The organism is Paenibacillus sp. EC2-1 (assembly GCF_049311625.1).
Taxonomy (GTDB): domain Bacteria; phylum Bacillota; class Bacilli; order Paenibacillales; family Paenibacillaceae; genus Paenibacillus_AQ.
Map to the genome: position 1 here is coordinate 3,820,038 of NZ_CP186006.1, position 17,929 is coordinate 3,837,966.

Genomic DNA, 17,929 nt, shown 5'->3' on the forward strand with positions numbered 1-17,929 from the left:
CACTGGTCCGGCAAGTCTATAATCACAGAAGATCCGGACAAGATAGAGTCATGTCCTAGGACGAGAAGGCATACCTTGTACTAATGCAGTATAAGTGTAATCACTTCGAATAAGGAGGCTTCTCTGTGAAAAATCGAGTGCGCGTCTTCCAGATTGCTTTTACATATATCGGGACGATCGTGGGTGCAGGGTTCGCTACGGGCCGTGAGATTTTACAATTTTTTACCCAATATGGACACTTGGCAACCGCAACTATACTGATCTCTACAATCCTTTTTATTTGGCTTGGAACCAAAATTATGACCTTATCCAGAAAGATCGGTGCAAAGTCCTATGAAGATCTAAACAAACATTTATTCGGGGAACGTATGGGAGGCTGGATCAGTCTCGTCATGCTAGTTATTCTGATCGGGGTAAACTCCATTATGCTGGCAGGTGCTGGTTCGGTATTTATGGAGAATCTAAATCTTCACTACCAAACAGGTTTGATCTTAACGATGATCGGAACCTTTTTCATTCTTCGAAAAGGCATTCAATCCATACTATATATGAATAGCCTTGTCGTTCCGATGATGCTCATCCTATCAATATTGATCATTTCTCAGACCATGAAGGCACCAGGTGCAACCAAGTTCCTCACCCTGACAACAGAACATAGCCTCCCTACCGTTTGGCTTGCTCCCCTGCTTTATACTGCCTTTAACTTAGTGATGGCCATGCCGGTTCTCGTGCCTCTTGGCAGTCAGACCGGTAGCGCTAGAGCTGTCAAATGGGGAGGAGTGATTGGTGGAGCCGGAGTTGGCTTTATGCTTATGTCAGCACATTTTGCCTTGTCAGCACAAATGCCGGGAATTACTCAATTTGAGATACCCATGGGTAATATCGCCAATCAGCTCGGTTGGTTCGTACAAACCATATATATCATTCTCATCTTCCTTGAAATCTTCAGTACCTTCGTTGCCGATATTTATGGAATCACACTCCAACTACAGCAAAGAACTTCTCTGTCACGACAGACCATTACTATTGGAATCATGCTGATTTGCTATTTCTTCAGTCAGTTTGGATTTAGCTCGCTGCTTAGCGTACTCTATCCGCTGTTTGGATGTCTTTGCTTCTTTTGGGTACTTCGACTAACCATCTTTGGTTTCGTTCCTACGCGTAAATAAACAACTGCTGTCATGCTAAAGTGAAGATCAATAATGTTCTATACAAAAAGAAAACAGCAGTCCATCCAAGGATTACCTCTTAGATGAACTGCTGTTCTTACCGTGTTAAACCATCCTAGTATATCTACATCCGAATCAGTTGCACTGCCGGATATAGCTCTCTGATACGTTCCACTACATGTTCATGACAAGTCATCATTATAATCTGTCTCGAAGATGATACTTCCGATAATAGCTGAAGCGCATAGCTCAACCTCTCACTGTCAAAGTTAACAAAAATATCATCAAATACCATCGGTATAGATTCTTTATGCGGCATTAGCTCAGCAAGTGCAAGACGCATCGCAAGATATAATTGTTCTGCCGTCCCACGACTAAGACGGGAGCTTTCGATAACCGCTCCATCTTTCTGCTCAGCTAGCAGCATCTGATCACCCATTCGCATTAGTACGCGAATATAAGCGCCACCAGTCAGTTGAGATAGATATCCAGAGGCAAGTCTTAATACATGAGGCTGTTTCTCTTCTTCATAGAATTTTCTAGTCCTGCTGATGAGTTCATTCCCGATCGAACGAATGGCATATTGTACAACAATGTCTTTCAGCGCTGCTTGTTTTTCCTCCAGCTGCTGAAGCGCATCCTCTTGAACGCCCTTTTCTTCAAGATTCTCTTTCTCCTGTAATAATCGGCCCCGACGTTCTTGCAACTCATCTCTCAATATCTCGTCTGCTTCAGTCAGTTTTTCCTTTTCATTACACAATCTTTCTAACTCCAGTGCATCCGATTGTCCTAGAATAAATTCCAGTTGCTCCCGTTCATCCGAATTCCAACCACTGAACATTACAACTTCACCATGCCGAATATTCCGTTCCAATTGCTCCGAACGAATGGCTGCTGCACCAAGCCGAAGGAACTCTTCCTCTTGCTCGGCTCCACTCGCTGTCAACAGATCATTCATCTGTTCCTGTAGTCTATTTCTATCACTACTAACTTCTTGCTCCTCGTTCCATAACTCTGCTATACGAGCAGATAAAAGCTTTCTTTCATGAATGGTGGTCTTGTAACTCTCCCATTCCTTATAGATGGCTTCCAAATGAGGTACCTCTGTTGATTCGGTTACCCCCATCTCACGCCCAATAAGAAGACACTCTTCCTCATAATGAGCCTTCTCTTTAGAAAGGCCCTCTAATTTCGTAGCTAATTTCTTCAATTGCCTAATTAACTCATTGCCTTGTTCAGCCCATCCTAGGATATCCATTACCGCTTCCGGAGACAACTGATTCGGTAATGATCTCTCCAGCAACCAACTCTCCCATTGTTGTTCTAGCTCCAAGAACCGCTGTTCTTCCTGCTGGATTACCCGCTGAATATGCTGCAGTTCGAAGCGCTGCTGCGATACGCGCTCTTCAGCTGCATTTACTTCAGCCGTCAGGCGTTGAAGGCGTTGCTGCCAGGACTGCCATTCATCCATCATTTTCCGTATCTCTCGCAGACGCGCTTCCATCTGGACTGGATCTACAAGATAATTATCACTTCTTGTTAGTCCCCGCCGAAGTGTCATCTCGCCCGTTGCAGCCGCATACGGATCGTCAATAAGTTCAGTAATCAGGCTTGAAACCTCCTGCTCTCCAGCAGAACCATTCTCGCCTACTCCCCCCGAAACATCCGATAAACCTACTCCATCCCTTGATCTTTGACCAGTCCACCATATATAAATATCACTCGCAAGGAGCAGCACAGCTGACGCGATACCTGCCTCCGGAGCTCCTGTCCATAACAATACTGACGGCAACAGAATCGTAAGGATCGACATTCCTATTAACAATGTACGGTATTGCGGCGACATTCCTTTAGGTAGCTGCAGTTCACGGAAGTTTGAAGCGTCTGCACTGGACCTTGTTAAGCGAGCCTCCCGCCACCGCTCAGCTTCAAGCTGTAGCTTGCTCCAAATCGTCAGAATCTCGCGAGGTCCAGACGGCTTGATCATGAAGAAATGAGACTTTCCGTTTTCTGTTTCTTCTTGGAAACTCCGCTGCACCTCCCGCAAAGAAGATTCAGCAGCAGCCAATGTTCGCGTTGCCCCTCTATGTTCAAGAGATAATGTCTCCATCCTGCGATCATAACCTGCGAACGAAGCGCCCATTCTGCGGATTTCTTCCCGCTGAGCAGCAGATACTTTTAACGAAGCCAAATGGCTCGGAGTCCAAGAGTCATCAATATCCTGCAAGATACGGTAGAGACGATCTTCCAAAATTTCAAATTCAGATTTCAGCTTTTCTATTTCAGCCTGCCCTGCGATGTAGAGTGGTCTCCTAGACCATATATCTTCAATAGATGGTCCAAGCTTCTCCAGAAGCGGCTTTTCAGGTAACTGATCTAAATGTATCGTAGTATCTGCAACTTCTTTTTGAATCCGTGCTGAGCGTAGCTCCAATCCTTTGTATTCTTCACGCATCATTTCCCATCGGCTCAGCCCATCTAAAGGGAAACGGGAACAGTCAGGAAGTGAAGACCATTCAAGTGAATCTTCTTTCCACGCAAGCCAGACCGGCCGGATCTCCATCGCTTTACGAAACAATATTAGATCCTGTACATTACTGTGACGCCTTGCCTCGATTGCAGTTAAAGCAGTATCAATCTCGTCCAATTCAGTAATAACCTCATTGTACTGCATCAGATAGGAACCGCTCTCTGCCAGTAAAATACGTAGATGCTCAATATCTTGAATGATTTTAGCGCTTTCCTGCACCCTGCCCCTTGGTTTAAACAGCTTTTCCATTTCCTGATTCAGCTTCCGTTCCGCCTGCACAATCCCTTCCCCACCACCGATACCCGCATGGAATAAATACCGGTTCATCTCTTCGGATTGAAGTGTACGGATTTCTTGTAACTCACTCAGCGAAATGGCAAACAGCTGACGAAACATATGCTCAGACACACCACGGAGCAAATCACGTTCAAGTTCTTGAGCTCCTACCTCCTGGACCAATTCCTCACTGTTTCGGACCGTTACATGCAGGCGCTCCATTTTACTACCACCTGAAGCACCATCAGAGGAGCCGCTGTACCGCCGGATCACCCAGTTCCTCCCGTTCTCATCAAGCAGTGATAGTTCACCGCCGTGAACCCCTCCACCTAACGGTTCCCCGCGCTGTGCAGAATGAGCTCGACCCGGGAAACCATACAGCATAGCACGGATGAAATAAAGAACACTGCTCTTACCTGCCTCATTAGGTCCATACAAAATAGTGAATCTGCCGTTCAACTCCAATTCCCGCTCATGAACAGCACCGAAACCACGGATATTCAGCTTCTGTATCTTCATACCGAAGCACCCCCGGCTTGCTGATCATCAAGCAGTAGCATTGCCGTAAGTTCCATGGCCCTTCGCAGCCATTGCTTCTGCTCTTCTGGTGCAACTTCTGAGAGTAAATGTCTAATCTCGGCTTGTTCCATCAAAGGCTTTAGCGCATGATGTATGACACTATCTCTTCCTGTATCTCCATCAAGCTGAACCGCGGCTAACCGCAGCATTTCCCCCATAAAACTATCTTCCTGCAACAGCCGCTCCATCTGAATTTCCGCTCCCGATTCGAGACTGAAACGCTCAACCCAGACAACACCTGCAAAGCCAGCTACACCTGCTCGATTGTCTTCCCTCCGGCGCAGTTCAGTAATCATGTCATCTAAAATAAAACCATCTTCTAACTTACGATGAATTTTCCCTCTGCCCGTTAGACGTATTCGCACCATACTAAGACCTGAATCATAAGAACTTGCTATACTAGTAAGTCGTTCCTCTATATACAACCGTAATTCCTCAGTGTCTTGAAAAGGGTTGATAGGAACCTCTATCACACTCCAACGAACCGAATCCAGTTCGTGAAATTGCATGTTTACATTGCCGGTCTCCTCCACATCCACCACATAACAGCCCTTCGGACCGGTTTCACGAATGTGTCTTCCTTGAATATTTCCCGGATAAACAATATGTGGGGATTCTTGTAGAATCCTGCGGGAATGTACATGTCCAAGCGCCCAATAATGATAAGCAGAACGGATTAAATCCTTCTTCGTGCATGGTGCATACGTTTCATGATCCTGATTGCCATCAACATTCGCATGAAGCAGTCCAATATGAAACAAATCCGAGTCATGATTTCTTCTGCTGTATTGAAGGGAGATGTTCTCCTTCACCTTCGATGTCGGATAAGACATCCCCGTAATGACAGCAACCTCCTGTCCGTCACAACGACGAAATCCACTAACTGACTCAGACTCTGGCCCAAAGACATGTACACAAGGTGGCATGGTCACTGCAAGCCTCGGACTATCGAGTGGATCGTGATTTCCATGAATAATAAATACAGAGATATGTTCTTTATCTAGAACTTTAAGTGCCTCTGTAAAACGAAGCTGCGCTCGTAATGAGGTATTAGCACTGTCATAGATATCTCCGCTTATAACGACGAAATCGACCTTCTCCGCGATCGCCAGCTGTACCAAGCGGTCTAAAGCAATAAAGGTCGATTGCTGCAAATGTTTACGAACTCGATCCGTTAATCCAGACATGCCCGCGAACGGGCTGTCTAGATGCAGATCCGCTGCGTGAATGAAACGGAAGGGAAGCATGGTATGTCCTCTTTCTCATGATTGATATTTCAAATATAATTTCTTAAGCTCATTAACAGATTTGGCGAGTGAATATTCATTCTTCGCCTTATCCCAAGCTGTACGCGCAAGCTCGTAGCGATACATTGGATCAGCGATTACTTTCTCCAGCGCCTCACTAAGAGCCATATAATCTTCGGAAGGCACTAACAGCCCATTTATACCATCCTCTATCTGCTCTGAGATCCCTCCAACATCACTGCCTACAAGTGCGAGGCAACTAAGTGCTGCTTCTGCAAAGACGGAGCCAAAGGCCTCAGCGCGCGATGGAAGCACGAAGATATCAAAGAAAGGCATAAATTCTTCCGGATGAAGGGTGTATCCATAAAATATCGTTTCTTGATAAATACCAAGATCCTTAGCCATATCTTCAAGCTCTTGTCTGGAAGGGCCATCACCGATAATATGAAGTACATAATCATAGCCTTTATTCTTCAACTCTGCACAAGCTTTGAGAAGAATATCCAGACCTTTTGCGGGAACAAGCCGGCATACCGTGATCAGCTGAGGAACTTCATTCTCATGCGGAACAGGCTTAAATCTCTTCTCGTCAAATCCGTTTCTTAGAACCTTGATGGATTCAGGGGAATCAACATAGTCAGACAAATAATCCTTAAAGGATCGAGATACAGCAAGAAGCTGCTCACTCACGTGTTCCAGCTCCCGGTACAATGAGACGAGAAAACGATGTTCCAAGCCGTTCTCTTCGATCCTTCCATTCAAAATAAGTTCCCGCTCATAACTCGAATGAATCGTCTGGATAAGCGGTGTGTCTGGAAATACCGTTTTCATTGCCAAACCTGCAATCGGATGATGTGCGTGGATCAGATCATAGGGCTTCTGAATTCGAAGCCGAATCCACCATATGTAGTCAACATAAGTTTGTATATATTTACGAACAACAGGGCTCTGCTCGTATTCCTTCCAATCAAAGGTATGAAAAACGGGTTCCTCTTGTCCTTTGTTGCGGATCCTTTTTGGAAGCCAGAACATATCCATATCCCAGCGTGATGAGTGAAAGCGGTCCTGCAAGTAAGGAATCATCGAAGAGACGCCTCCCGGCTGTTCAGGAGGGAAAAATAACGCCTGCAGTAGTTTCATGAAGATCTCCCTTTCTGTCTATCTCTTTTCAGACACTTTTAGATTATGATATATTAGAACATATGTTTCAGTAAAGGAAAATAAATCCTATAGGAGTCTGATACTATTGCCGAGCGAACAAGCCATGTTCTCTTCTTTTCCTATCTTTAGCATTACAGCGATATGTGGTGCCTACTTAGCTGTACTCATGCTAATCATGTGTCTGTTAATTTATAATAAACAACGGAAAAAAGCATATATTTACATGGCTGCCGCGTTCTTCTTTATTATGACATATGAAAGTCTGAACATCCATCAGGCATTCTCAGGTCAAGCTATTTTGGAGGCTGCTACACGTCCTCTTCAGCTCTATTCCTTTGTTCTGCTCAACATGTCAGTGCTTCTCCTGTATCGACGTATCCGTCAAGTGAGATACTGGCTTCCTGCTATAACTGCTTCACTATTAACGATACCTATTTTACTTCCAGATTTTTTCACCCCTCGATGGACGAACCTTTATCTAGACCTATTTGAATGGATTACGATATACATAGGCTTCACCAAGATAACACCTCGAATTGGTCAGGGATTTAAATATGCCATTGGATTAAGCATATATGCACTTTCTGCGTTCATTCATAGTATTCAGCGCTACACCATAAGTGAGCATGGACAAGAATGGTTATCCTTTGCTGGTGCAATCCTGCCCATTGTCTTTTACAGCATCATATTCTTCATTTTAATTCAACGCATCATTGAATTAATGCAGTCAATCTATCGTTCTTCGATTACCGATGGATTAACTGGGTTGTACAACCGCCGATTTTTCATGAAAAATCTTCATCATTACGTCGCACAGCAACTAAAGGTATCCGCCATCTTCTGTGACATCGACAACTTTAAGAAGCTCAATGATACGGAAGGACACGCCCGTGCGGATGAAGTCTTGAAGCAAGTCTCCAACATATTGGAGGAAGAGCTTGATGGAATCGGACTTACAGGACGGTATGGAGGCGAAGAGTTAGTCGCGTTGGTTGTGAACCGAGGAACACGGGTCTCTCAAGTCGCCGAGAGAATTCGTTCCCGTGTTTCGGAGGAGACCATAGTAACCATCAGTGTCGGCTATAGTTCTCTGCGAAAAGGCGTAGATGGTGATGCGCTAATGAAACAGGCGGACCAAGCAATGTATATTTCCAAGACCAGTGGAAAGAACCGAGTAACTGCATACCGCAGCATCTCCTCTCGATCGTCCACTTCACATGAAGCAGCTAACTAACATTTAAACCGCGCACAAAAAAGTCTCCACTTCCCGTCGAACGAGAGGAGGAGACTTTTTCAATTCAGATTAAGACAAGCAGTACTTCACTAACGCTTCATGCACACCATCTTCATTATTCGAAGCAGTTATCGCATCTGCCGCCGCTTTCACTTCAACAGGGGAATTATCCATAGCTATTCCCATACCAGCGAACGTCAACATCGTAATGTCGTTATAATAATTGCCGATCGCAAGAACCTCTTCCGGCTTGACTCCGCGTTTTGCTGCCAGCTGTTTCAGTGCGTTACCCTTGGAAGCTTGCTCATGCATCAAATCCACAAAATACTCACCGCTGCGAAGCATATTGAATACAGGTGTCCATTTGCTCCATTCTTGGAATAATGCATCCAGATCCGCCACTTCGCCAAACGCAGTAAACTTCACAACCGGTTCAGTTAGTTCCTCCCAAGTAGGCAGATTAGATGGAAGCATCAGAAAATTCTCATACATATGACGAACAGGACCTGCCAATGTGTCCACGTTATCGACGTACATTTCAAATGCTGTGTTCACGTCAAAGTGAACTCCCTTACTCCGGCAGTAATCCATAAATGGATCCAAAGACTTCTTGTCCATCTCGAATTGATGAATAATCTTCCGCGTCTCCACTTCTACCGTAGCGGCTCCATTATGACTGATAACATAACCGCCTAAACCCATTTTCTCCATAAAAGGAATGGTGTTCTGAGGTCCGCGTCCGGTACAAAGAACGATCTCAACTCCTTGTTTCGAAGCTTCCATCACCGTATTCATCGTCCGCTCTGTCATCTTGTGATCATCATTTAACAATGTTCCATCCACGTCGAGTGCTACCAGTTTATAAGTCATGTCTCCACCCATCCTTTATGTGTATAATTCTCTATTTAGTTTGATTTAACGGGTCTACATTCTGTAATTTCCCAAGCATCGCTAGCTCATCTGCGGTGAGCTCCCGATAAGATCCGATTGGAAGTGACTCATCCAGCATGAGCTCCCCCATACGAACCCTTTTTAGATAAACAACCTTCTTACCAACCGCCTCAAACATTCGCTTCACCTGATGAAACTTGCCCTCATGAATCGTGAGCGATATTTTAGATAACGGTCCCTCTTCCTGCTCCCCCGTTGATAACACCATCAGTTCTGCGGGAAGTGTTACATAGCCATCATCTAACGTGACTCCTTGAGAAAACTGAATGATATCCTCTTCCGTCACAAGGCCCGCAACATCCGCCTCATATGTCTTTGGCACATGCTTTCTTGGAGACAAAAGCTCGTGTGCGAGCTTGCCATCATTCGTGAGAAGCAGTAGTCCTTCCGTATCTTTATCCAGCCTTCCAACCGGAAACGGCTCGTAGATCAGATAAGACTTATCAAGCAGATCCAGAACAGTCCGGTCTCTCATATCTTCTGTTGCTGAGATAACTCCCGGTGGTTTGTGTAGCATTAAATATATAAACTCCCTATATAGGACCTTCTCTCCTTCAACTTCAATGGCATCTAAATAGGGGTCCACATGCATCCCTGGATCTTTAGCAAGGGTACCATTCACGACGATTCCGCCCTGCTTCACCATCTTTTTCAACTCAGCACGAGAGCCGTAACCCATATTGGATAGTACTTTGTCCAATCTTTGGGTTGTTCTACCCTTAGAACTCATATTGATGTCCACCTCCAGCCTGCAGGATACTCATTTTTCAGTATTCCGGGATGCTGCCATTTACCCCAACCAGCCGCATACCCATCTATACATACTAACACATACCCTTTAGGCTCGGCGACTGACTTCCTATTAATCCTTTCGGCAGAAATCTCTAACGTTTCCCCTTTGAGATACCGGACAGCTTCGCCATCTGCTGAAGACAGATTTACCGATCTACAAGCTTCATTAGGATGAAGTGCGGTTGCAAGCGGATGTCCGGGCACGAACCGACCATTCTTGATCTGTCCCATATACCATCCAGCTCGTACTGTCTTTAGACCTTTCAACCGGCTCTCCGGCAATGGAGAGAGGTATATATTATTTCCATACATCACAGGATGCCCTGCAGAGATGTCCAGATGTAACTGTTCACGCACAAATTCATAAAAAGGCTCAAGCGAATCCACTTCCTGCCCTTTACGACCTTGCTCGTTCTGACTACGTCCATGTTTATGGCCAGCATTTCGTTTATCTTTTCGAGGAGAGTGGCCTCTTGCCTCTGACCGTTGTTCTATTTCAACTTCATTTATATTCATATAATCCGTCAGGTCACCGTCCCGCTGAAGAATCGCCATGAAATGCCCTTCCCCTTTAACACGATGCGGCCACAGTCTGCCGGTTCCTACCGTCTCTTGAATAAATGAATTAGCACCTTCTCCAGTTAATTCTGCCTGCTTCTCCAGCCACTGCGCTTCACCTGCCGAGAACCACTCGGAGTCACCAATAGGGACTACTGAAAACTCCGAATGGTCCTTCAGAAAAGCAGCGATCATCCCTTCATTCTCTTCTGGAGAGAATGTACATGTGGAATAGACAAGTCTTCCACCAGGACTTAGCATTTTCGCAGCCGAGGCCAATATCTCTTGTTGCATGTCTGCATATTTAAGTGGTGACGACTCTTCCCAGTATTTGAGCATATCTTCGTCTTTGCGGAACATACCTTCACCTGAACAAGGAGCATCAATAAGAATTTTTGTGAAAAACTCGGGAAAAGCCTCTGCAATTCGCTCTGGTTTCTCATTTAGAACGATAGCGTTTCTAACCCCGTACATCTCCACGTTCTTAGCAAGTGCTTTCGTCCGGTCTGGATGCAGATCATTCGTGATTAACAGCCCTGAACCAGCAAGCTTTGCTGCGATTTGAGTTGATTTCCCTCCTGGAGCAGCGCACAGATCAAGCACCCGGTCACCCGGCACCACGGATAACAATTCAACCGGCGCCATTGCACTAGGCTCCTGAATATAATAGAGACCTGCATGATAATAAGGATGACGTCCTGGTCGTACTCCTTCTTCTACATAATATCCTGTTTCAGTCCAAGGTATGGGTTCGAGAGCCAAAGGAGAAATCTCCTTAAATTGTTCCTTCGTAATCTTCAAAGTATTAATACGGATTCCTGCATAGGGTGTTTGCTCATAAGATTGTATAAATGAATCAAATTGTTCGCCAAGAAGTGATTTCATCTTCGCCTCAAAGGGCGCTGGAAGTCGAAAAGCCATGTATCTACCTACCTATCCTTTTTAAGTGTGTGAATAGCGGATTCCATGATATTCCGCAATGACATTTAATATTGTATAATAAAATACATTAAAAGGGACATGCCCTAATAATACTAATTGAATCGATGGGGGTGAGTAAATGAACGGCAAGAAGAAGAAATACACGGGGCTTTATGTTTTTGGCGGCGCTTTAGTTGTTCTCATTGGATTACTTGCATTTCTAAATACTCAAGGTGAGAAGAGCGAACTGTACGGAGGCAAAAAGGTAGCTGACATGAACCCTGCTACGAAGTTGATACTTGACGATCCTAACTATCAACAAATCATCCTGCCAGATAGTCTTAGCCAAAAAATCGAGAATAAAGAAAGCTTCTTTGTCTACTTCTTCGCATCAGACTGTCCAAGCTGTCAGGCAACTACACCGAAGCTGATGCCTCTCGCCCAAGAAAGCGGAGCATTCTTGCACCAGTACAATTTGCGCGAATTCCAAGATGGATTCAGACAATACAACATTGAATATACACCTACACTTGTATTCTTTGAGAATGGTGTCGAGAAAGAACGTCTTGTTGGTGGAATCACTGCTGAAGCAACGCAAGGCGGAAATACAGCAGAAGCGTTTACTGAATTTTTTGATAAATATAAAGGAAGTGTGAAGCCATGAAGCGGTCTTCCTCCCTTCTGATTACAGGAATGATTGGGATGCTTCTACTTTCCGGTTGTGGCGGGAAACAATCAGCAATGTCCTCCCATGATCATGGGCTTGACTCCGAAAGATATGAGACAACTTCCTCAGTCACTGTTATGCCTGAACTTCTATCCGTTTATACAGATAATACGCAAGCCTCGTATAAGGCTGTCGGAGAACTTGAAGACATTCTTAAAGAGCTAAAATGCTACTGTGGTTGTATGGATGACGATCAGAAACTGCATGACTCCCTTCACCGCTGCTTCATCGCTGAGAAGAATGATGACGGGGTGAAATGGACAGACCATGGTGCGCAGTGCGGTACCTGTCTATCTGAGCTTCAGGATGCAAAGCGTTTAAATGATGAAGGTAAATCTGTGGATGAGATTCGTGACTTTATTGATAATAAATATAAAGGAACGGCGCCGCAAGTTTAGTTTCTGCTGATTTCATGGAACGAAGATAAGCAAGAAGAAGCGAAGCTCCATAACTCTTGGAAGCTTCGCTTCTTTTTAATTTGCCTGACATATTTAATAGGATCAGAAACATTAGGAATAGAAAATGATTTAAGGATTGATGGAAATGAGCATAAATAATGAGCGGTGGGTCTATCAGCATGGAAACCATTCTAAGCTTGTACAACTATCGGAATTCGTTATGCTGGGTTATGATCGTTTCACCAAGGCAACGCCGCTGAGTGATCATATACATGAGCAAGATTATGAAATGGTTTATATTGAGCAGGGGGCTGTTAACTGGGAGGTCAATGGCGAGAGCTATCACACACGTGCGCAGCAATTATTCCGTACCTGGCCTGGCGAAAGACACAGAGCAAGTTTCAACTATATCGAGCCTTGTACAATATGGTGGATCATAATTAAGGATCCGATCCGCTGCTCAGACTGGTTCTCACTCAAAGGTGAGGAACGAGAGCAATTCAATCAAATTCTACAACAGCAACCGAGGATTATATCAGTAGATCGAGCGATCGCGGCTTCCTTTCGTCATTTGAGGAGAATCATTGAATCGACAGAAACAACACTTTTAGAATATCAAGTCCGTCATTACATTCTTGATATTCTTCTTCAACTGGTGAGGTCCTCTTTAACGTCAAACCACTCTCCAGATATCCATGATTTCACGATTAGCCTGGCCAGTCGAATAGAGGCAAACCCCACTCTTAGACTATCAACCGAACAATTAGCCACTACATTTGGACTGAGTGAATCTCATTTCTATCGTGTTTTTCGAGAAACGAACGGAATATCACCCGCTTCCTATATGGAGCGAGTTCGTATGGACTGTGCCTGTCGAATCCTTCTAGAATCGTCGACTTCTATTACGGATATTGCATTGGATCTAGGATTTAAGACGAGTCAGCACTTTGCAACCGTATTCAAAAAATACATTGGAATGACTCCGAAAGCTTGGCGCCTGATGCATAAGAGCTAAACCCTAAGCTCCTTCTGACATACCAATCAAAAATGCACCCCTTAGAATGCGATGGGCTTACCAGAAACTCGTGGTATTCCATACATTATTCTAAGGGGTGCATTTATATTTCACTACGTAATCACTTGGTTACTTACGAATGCTTCACCGCACGCTTCCGCCCTCGGCGCTGGAACAAGTTAGGCTTAATATCCTCCGAAGCATTAGCAACCATCTTCTTCAGTGCTGGGTCCAAAATTTCAATGGTAAGATCATAATATGCAAAGGGCTGCGTATCATAATTTGTTAACCGATCAGCATAAATTCGAACCTCATGAACGAGTTTTTCCATATGAATACCTAACTCTTCCGCAGAATACGGTCTTAACCTTACATAGGCACTATTCATCATTTTGTTTCCGCCGCGTACATTACCATTTCGAAAATGATATAGTCCCACAGCTACCTGCAACAACCCTTTATATCTCGGGTCCTTATTCTCAGCCAACCAGAGCTCCTCAAGGACCTCGTGGCATTCGAAGTAATCCCGATCACGATTGAAATATACCAGGTAAGCAGCGTACAACGGATCATATTTCATGATCGATGTCTTTCTTTTTGGCTTCAGCTAGTAGTTCCTTGACCTCCAAGAGCAGTTCCTTCACTGCTTCCATATCATGGTCCTGTCCCTCTTGCCAAATCTTATTAAATCGTTCCTGATAGTCAATCGCTTCATTAACCAGGTGGAAGAAGTACAATTGGTGAACTGCCTTAAGGAATTGAGAAGTAATATTGGAGTTATCCTCAAATTGCTTCTGAGCCACCAAGATATCCTCGCGGATACTCGACATTTCATTATCTAGTGTATTAGCAGCCTCCGCCGCTTTTTTCAAACGACCTCGAATCTCTTCCGGAAGGCTTTCACGATATTTATAACTTAAAGAATGTTCGATTGTCGCCCAGAAATTCATCGCAAGTGTACGCACCTGAATTTCGGCGAGCACGATTTTCTGACCTAACGCTGTCTGAACCGGATATTCAACAATCATATGAAAACTGCGGTATCCGCTATCTTTATAGTTGGTAATATAATCTTTCTCATAAACCACTTTCAAATCTTTTCTGCGACGAATGTATTCAGCGACTCGCCGAATATCCTCTACAAATTGACACATGATGCGGATGCCCGCAATATCCTCTATTCCTGTTTCCAACTGATCCATCGGAACATTAAGACGCTTTGCCTTATCCAGAATGCTAGATATCCGTTTGACCCGTCCGGTCACGAATTCGATTGGTGCATACTCTTCTCGTTTCTTCAACTCAGAGCGCATCGTCTTGAATTTCACTTTCAATTCTTCAACGGCCTGTTCATACGGAAGTAAAAATGTCCCCCAGTCTCTACCGTCCATCAATCGTGCCTCCTGTCTTTAACCCTTTAGCGGTGATTTGCTCCAACAGCTTCAGATATGTGTGCATATCCATCACGTTTAAGCAACTCTCTCAGGCCAGCATGCAGCCTACGATTCACCTCGGGCCCCTCATAGATGAGTGCTGTATATATTTCAACTAAACTTGCACCTGCGCGAATCTTATCGTACGCATCCTGGGCAGTAAAAATCCCGCCTGAACCGATAATCGGCAAGGCACCATGTGTCTGCTGATATATTCTTGAGACGATCTCAGTTGATCTCTCACGCAGCGGCTTGCCACTAAGACCGCCCGTTTCTTTCGCATTTCCATGGCTTAAACCATCACGAGACAATGTTGTGTTCGTTGCAATAATACCGGACACCCCACTGCGGGAAATCGTATCCACCATAAATTCAAGCTCTTCATTACTCACATCAGGAGCAATTTTGACGAGTACTGATTTTTGCTTCCCATGAATCTGGGCTTGGCGTGACATCTCGTTCATGACAGCTTCCAGTAATGAGGACAATTCACTGCCGTGTTGAAGGCTTCTCAAGTCCGGTGTATTCGGGGAGCTGATATTTACAACAAAGAAATCTCCATATGGGAACAGCTCCCGGATACATGCTTCATAGTCACGATGTGCATCTTCATTCGGTGTAACCTTGTTCTTCCCAATATTCACGGCTACTGGAATACGACGCTCCTTGAGACCCGCTAACCTGCGAGACATTGCCTCTGCACCTTCGTTATTAAAGCCCATTCGATTGATAAGTGCTTCATCCGGAGGTAATCTGAACAAACGAGGCTGCTCATTACCAGGCTGTCCTTTCGGCGTCACGGTACCTACTTCCATAAAACCAAAGCCAATGGAGGAGAACCCTCTAACAGCTTGCCCATTTTTATCTAATCCAGCAGCAAGTCCTACCGGCGTAGGAAAATGCAAACCGAACAAGTCAACAGCTAGATCAGGTGTTTCAGTGACCCCGTACATCCCTCTCATAGCGGCTTCAGCTCCAGGAAGCATCACCGAGCGTCCAAGTCCTCCAATGACAAGATGGTGAGCCTTTTCCGGATCCATTTTGAAAAATAAAGGTTTGCCTAAATTACGGTACAGCACATCATTCTTCCTCTCGTGGCTTATAATTTCTCTATCTTTCAGTTTATCCGTTTCTGGCGTAAAAAGAAAGTTTTCTTCATGTATTCGGGCCTCTATCCCCTATCCCTTATTGTAGCATTTCTGGGACAAACCCTTTACAATGTAAGAGAGCAAGTACGATAAAACGGGAAGAGGGGAATGGATATGTCAGCTAAGCGTAAACCACCGACACTGCAGCAGAAAAAAGAAGAGGTAAACAAAAAAGCTTTACTGTGGATCGGCGCAGGCATCTCTCTGCTGATCATTCTGATCATCGTTTTGATTATAATATCCCAGCCTTAATCCAGCCAGTGATATACCTTGCGGGGGTTACTCTGTTCAGCGGAATGTTTGAGCGCAAAACGCTCTTTCGGTATGACCAAGCCGCCTGGCAGTACCCCTTCTTCAATCCTCACTTTTGTCCCCATGGGTACGAGATCAAATAACTCTTCAACATCCTTCCTATGCATGCGAATACAGCCTTCCGATTCATTGCCACCTATACTATTTATATCCTGGGTGCCGTGAATTGCATAGTTTGAATCTGATAACTGCATTCCTCTTGAACCATATGTACCCGTAGCAGATCCGTTCGGATTTATAACCTTATCACTAATTCGGAAATCCCCAAGAGGGGTCTTCTCATCACGTCCCAGACCGACTTCATAATTTCGAATCAGTACCGAACCACTGACTACCCCAAGCCTGTGATTCTTACGGTCAATGATAACCTCCAAAGACTGCTTGAAAAATGCTGTCCCATCCGGCGAAGAACCGTACCCATCTGGTAAGCGTTGACTCACTTGACCACTTTCCTGGCCGTGAAGTAAACCTTCCCCATCTGTACCACTCGCTCCTGCATTAGCGCTGACTAATATGGGAAACAAGCGCTTCATCTCCGGTGATCGACCAGAAAGCCAGTTATTAGGGAATGGCTTTGTTAATTCCTCAAGACTCCTAGGCAGTCTACGGTTACGATCATGAAATTGTTGAATCGCCTCAGATAGAACAGCAATATGAACCTGTCTTTGTGCCCACGTCTTAGCTTCAATCTTCAATGCTCCATCATCTAGAGGTTTACAGTCGCATTCTGTGCCTACACCTTTGTAAGGTTGAATTCCAATACTCCCTGACTCAGCTCGATGGATTCCATACAAAACTGGCATCTTTTCAAACCATATTTCCCACTGACCCGCTCGCTTCATACCAAGTGCTATTGTCCACTCTGGCAGCTTATCTGGATTGGTAAGCAGTTGTGGCAGTGCGCTGGACCACTTCTTATCACGAGTGGCAGTTGCAGTAAATAACGGTCCTTTCCTCTTATCTCCTTCTTCCCTTTGGTTGACGCCAGCCCATTCTGTCTCTTTGACCTGATTATATACAACAAGATCTGCAGGGCTTCCCGGGGCATCCACCGAAGGAAGCAGAGCCAAGATCATTAGCATAACCGTCAAGAGTGCACGTCTGATTCTTTTGCGCTTCTTATCCTTTTCACTTTCAAGATGAAGAAGTCTTAACTCATAGTTCTTCCATATATCTGACGGGACCTTGCTTAACTCAAAAGCCTCGTACACTTCTTCGGCACGGTTGAAGCAATAATTAGCTTTCCCTTGCTCTCCATTAGCCGCATAATCCTTACCAAGCAAATACCAGGCCATTTTATTATCAGGATGAGTCTCCACATAGCGTTTGAGGTACAGCGAATTGTTCATCAGAACCTCCGTCTGGTGTTGTTTATTCTTATATTTTGTTTATCGGCACAACCTGTGCCTTTGTGTATTCCCCCTCATTTATTCGCTTGCATATGTGATGGAGTATATAAAAAAACGTCCCTGCCAGGG

At 44.7% G+C, this 17,929-nt stretch carries 16 protein-coding genes; 6 read left to right on the top strand and 10 right to left on the bottom strand.

Annotated features, from left to right (window positions below):
* The first annotated feature begins 125 nt into the window (after positions 1-125).
* Positions 126-1,169, top strand: coding sequence for a hypothetical protein (locus ACK8P5_RS17990; protein ID WP_422657631.1), 1,044 nt, complete (start codon positions 126-128; stop codon positions 1,167-1,169).
* Positions 1,170-1,293: 124 nt separating this feature from the next.
* On the opposite strand, the gene ACK8P5_RS17995 is transcribed toward ACK8P5_RS17990, so the two are convergent.
* Genes ACK8P5_RS17995 through ACK8P5_RS18005 form a run of 3 tightly spaced genes read right to left on the bottom strand, consistent with a single transcriptional unit; the run spans position 1,294 to position 6,941 of the window.
* Positions 1,294-4,494, bottom strand: a complete 3,201-nt coding sequence (locus ACK8P5_RS17995; RefSeq protein WP_422657632.1) for an AAA family ATPase — start codon at positions 4,492-4,494, stop codon at positions 1,294-1,296.
* Positions 4,491-5,801 carry a metallophosphoesterase family protein gene (locus ACK8P5_RS18000; RefSeq protein WP_422657633.1) on the bottom strand — a complete coding sequence of 437 codons (1,311 nt, stop codon included), beginning with the start codon at positions 5,799-5,801 and terminating at the stop codon, positions 4,491-4,493. The genes ACK8P5_RS17995 and ACK8P5_RS18000 overlap by 4 nt, the downstream gene beginning before the upstream one ends.
* Positions 5,802-5,816: 15 nt before the next feature.
* On the bottom strand, positions 5,817-6,941 hold the full coding sequence (locus ACK8P5_RS18005) for a glycosyltransferase family 4 protein (RefSeq protein WP_422657634.1): 1,125 nt from the start codon (positions 6,939-6,941) through the stop codon (positions 5,817-5,819).
* Positions 6,942-7,047: 106 nt separating this feature from the next.
* Between ACK8P5_RS18005 and ACK8P5_RS18010 the strand changes: the two genes are divergently transcribed.
* Positions 7,048-8,196, top strand: coding sequence for a GGDEF domain-containing protein (locus ACK8P5_RS18010; protein WP_422657635.1), 1,149 nt, complete (start codon positions 7,048-7,050; stop codon positions 8,194-8,196).
* 69 nt (positions 8,197-8,265) lie between these two features.
* On the opposite strand, the gene ACK8P5_RS18015 is transcribed toward ACK8P5_RS18010, so the two are convergent.
* Genes ACK8P5_RS18015 through ACK8P5_RS18025 form a run of 3 tightly spaced genes read right to left on the bottom strand, consistent with a single transcriptional unit; the run spans position 8,266 to position 11,418 of the window.
* Positions 8,266-9,066 carry an HAD family hydrolase gene (locus ACK8P5_RS18015; RefSeq protein ID WP_422657636.1) on the bottom strand — a complete coding sequence of 267 codons (801 nt, stop codon included), beginning with the start codon at positions 9,064-9,066 and terminating at the stop codon, positions 8,266-8,268.
* Positions 9,067-9,097: 31 nt separating this feature from the next.
* Entirely contained in the window at positions 9,098-9,877 is a 780-nt protein-coding gene (locus ACK8P5_RS18020; protein WP_422657637.1) for a pseudouridine synthase, read from the bottom strand.
* Positions 9,874-11,418 carry an RsmB/NOP family class I SAM-dependent RNA methyltransferase gene (locus ACK8P5_RS18025; RefSeq protein ID WP_422657638.1) on the bottom strand — a complete coding sequence of 515 codons (1,545 nt, stop codon included), beginning with the start codon at positions 11,416-11,418 and terminating at the stop codon, positions 9,874-9,876. Before ACK8P5_RS18025 ends, ACK8P5_RS18020 begins: the two co-directional genes overlap by 4 nt.
* A gap of 139 nt (positions 11,419-11,557) precedes the next feature.
* Here ACK8P5_RS18025 and ACK8P5_RS18030 point away from each other — a divergent pair, with 139 nt between their 5' ends.
* The 3 genes from ACK8P5_RS18030 (at position 11,558) to ACK8P5_RS18040 (ending at position 13,558) form a co-directional block, all read left to right on the top strand.
* Entirely contained in the window at positions 11,558-12,082 is a 525-nt protein-coding gene (locus ACK8P5_RS18030) for a thioredoxin family protein (RefSeq protein WP_422657639.1), read from the top strand.
* Complete coding sequence (locus ACK8P5_RS18035; RefSeq protein WP_422657640.1) at positions 12,079-12,543, top strand: PCYCGC motif-containing (lipo)protein; 465 nt, start codon at positions 12,079-12,081, stop codon at positions 12,541-12,543. Before ACK8P5_RS18030 ends, ACK8P5_RS18035 begins: the two co-directional genes overlap by 4 nt.
* Before the next feature lie 145 nt (positions 12,544-12,688).
* Positions 12,689-13,558, top strand: coding sequence for a helix-turn-helix domain-containing protein (locus ACK8P5_RS18040; protein WP_422657641.1), 870 nt, complete (start codon positions 12,689-12,691; stop codon positions 13,556-13,558).
* A 133-nt stretch (positions 13,559-13,691) separates the two neighbouring features.
* On the opposite strand, the gene ACK8P5_RS18045 is transcribed toward ACK8P5_RS18040, so the two are convergent.
* The 3 genes from ACK8P5_RS18045 to ACK8P5_RS18055 are packed head-to-tail and all read right to left on the bottom strand — an operon-like array spanning position 13,692 to position 16,070.
* Positions 13,692-14,138, bottom strand: a complete 447-nt coding sequence (locus ACK8P5_RS18045) for a DUF309 domain-containing protein (protein ID WP_422657642.1) — start codon at positions 14,136-14,138, stop codon at positions 13,692-13,694.
* Entirely contained in the window at positions 14,128-14,949 is an 822-nt protein-coding gene (locus ACK8P5_RS18050; protein ID WP_422657643.1) for a GTP pyrophosphokinase, read from the bottom strand. The genes ACK8P5_RS18045 and ACK8P5_RS18050 overlap by 11 nt, the downstream gene beginning before the upstream one ends.
* A 26-nt stretch (positions 14,950-14,975) precedes the next feature.
* Positions 14,976-16,070, bottom strand: a complete 1,095-nt coding sequence (locus ACK8P5_RS18055) for a quinone-dependent dihydroorotate dehydrogenase (RefSeq protein ID WP_422657644.1) — start codon at positions 16,068-16,070, stop codon at positions 14,976-14,978.
* A gap of 183 nt (positions 16,071-16,253) precedes the next feature.
* Here ACK8P5_RS18055 and ACK8P5_RS18060 point away from each other — a divergent pair, with 183 nt between their 5' ends.
* A complete protein-coding gene (locus ACK8P5_RS18060; protein WP_422657645.1) occupies positions 16,254-16,391 on the top strand; it encodes a hypothetical protein in 138 nt (45 codons plus the stop codon).
* Here the strand turns inward: ACK8P5_RS18060 and ACK8P5_RS18065 are convergent.
* A complete protein-coding gene (locus ACK8P5_RS18065) occupies positions 16,388-17,800 on the bottom strand; it encodes a L,D-transpeptidase family protein (protein ID WP_422657646.1) in 1,413 nt (470 codons plus the stop codon). The genes ACK8P5_RS18060 and ACK8P5_RS18065 overlap by 4 nt on opposite strands.
* Positions 17,801-17,929: the final 129 nt, after the last annotated feature.

What these genes read in the sequence shown, in the direction of transcription:
- ACK8P5_RS18035 (WP_422657640.1), top strand. Translation starts at nt 12,079, where the DNA reads ATGAAGCGGTCTTCCTCCCTTCTGATTACAGGAATGATTGGGATGCTT.
- ACK8P5_RS18005 (WP_422657634.1), bottom strand. Translation starts at nt 6,941, where the DNA reads ATGAAACTACTGCAGGCGTTATTTTTCCCTCCTGAACAGCCGGGAGGC.
- ACK8P5_RS18030 (WP_422657639.1), top strand. Translation starts at nt 11,558, where the DNA reads ATGAACGGCAAGAAGAAGAAATACACGGGGCTTTATGTTTTTGGCGGC.
- ACK8P5_RS18025 (WP_422657638.1), bottom strand. Translation starts at nt 11,418, where the DNA reads ATGGCTTTTCGACTTCCAGCGCCCTTTGAGGCGAAGATGAAATCACTT.
- ACK8P5_RS18045 (WP_422657642.1), bottom strand. Translation starts at nt 14,138, where the DNA reads ATGAAATATGATCCGTTGTACGCTGCTTACCTGGTATATTTCAATCGT.
- ACK8P5_RS18015 (WP_422657636.1), bottom strand. Translation starts at nt 9,066, where the DNA reads ATGACTTATAAACTGGTAGCACTCGACGTGGATGGAACATTGTTAAAT.
- ACK8P5_RS18000 (WP_422657633.1), bottom strand. Translation starts at nt 5,801, where the DNA reads ATGCTTCCCTTCCGTTTCATTCACGCAGCGGATCTGCATCTAGACAGC.
- ACK8P5_RS18065 (WP_422657646.1), bottom strand. Translation starts at nt 17,800, where the DNA reads ATGAACAATTCGCTGTACCTCAAACGCTATGTGGAGACTCATCCTGAT.
- ACK8P5_RS18020 (WP_422657637.1), bottom strand. Translation starts at nt 9,877, where the DNA reads ATGAGTTCTAAGGGTAGAACAACCCAAAGATTGGACAAAGTACTATCC.
- ACK8P5_RS18050 (WP_422657643.1), bottom strand. Translation starts at nt 14,949, where the DNA reads ATGGACGGTAGAGACTGGGGGACATTTTTACTTCCGTATGAACAGGCC.
- ACK8P5_RS17995 (WP_422657632.1), bottom strand. Translation starts at nt 4,494, where the DNA reads ATGAAGATACAGAAGCTGAATATCCGTGGTTTCGGTGCTGTTCATGAG.
- ACK8P5_RS18040 (WP_422657641.1), top strand. Translation starts at nt 12,689, where the DNA reads ATGAGCATAAATAATGAGCGGTGGGTCTATCAGCATGGAAACCATTCT.
- ACK8P5_RS18060 (WP_422657645.1), top strand. Translation starts at nt 16,254, where the DNA reads ATGTCAGCTAAGCGTAAACCACCGACACTGCAGCAGAAAAAAGAAGAG.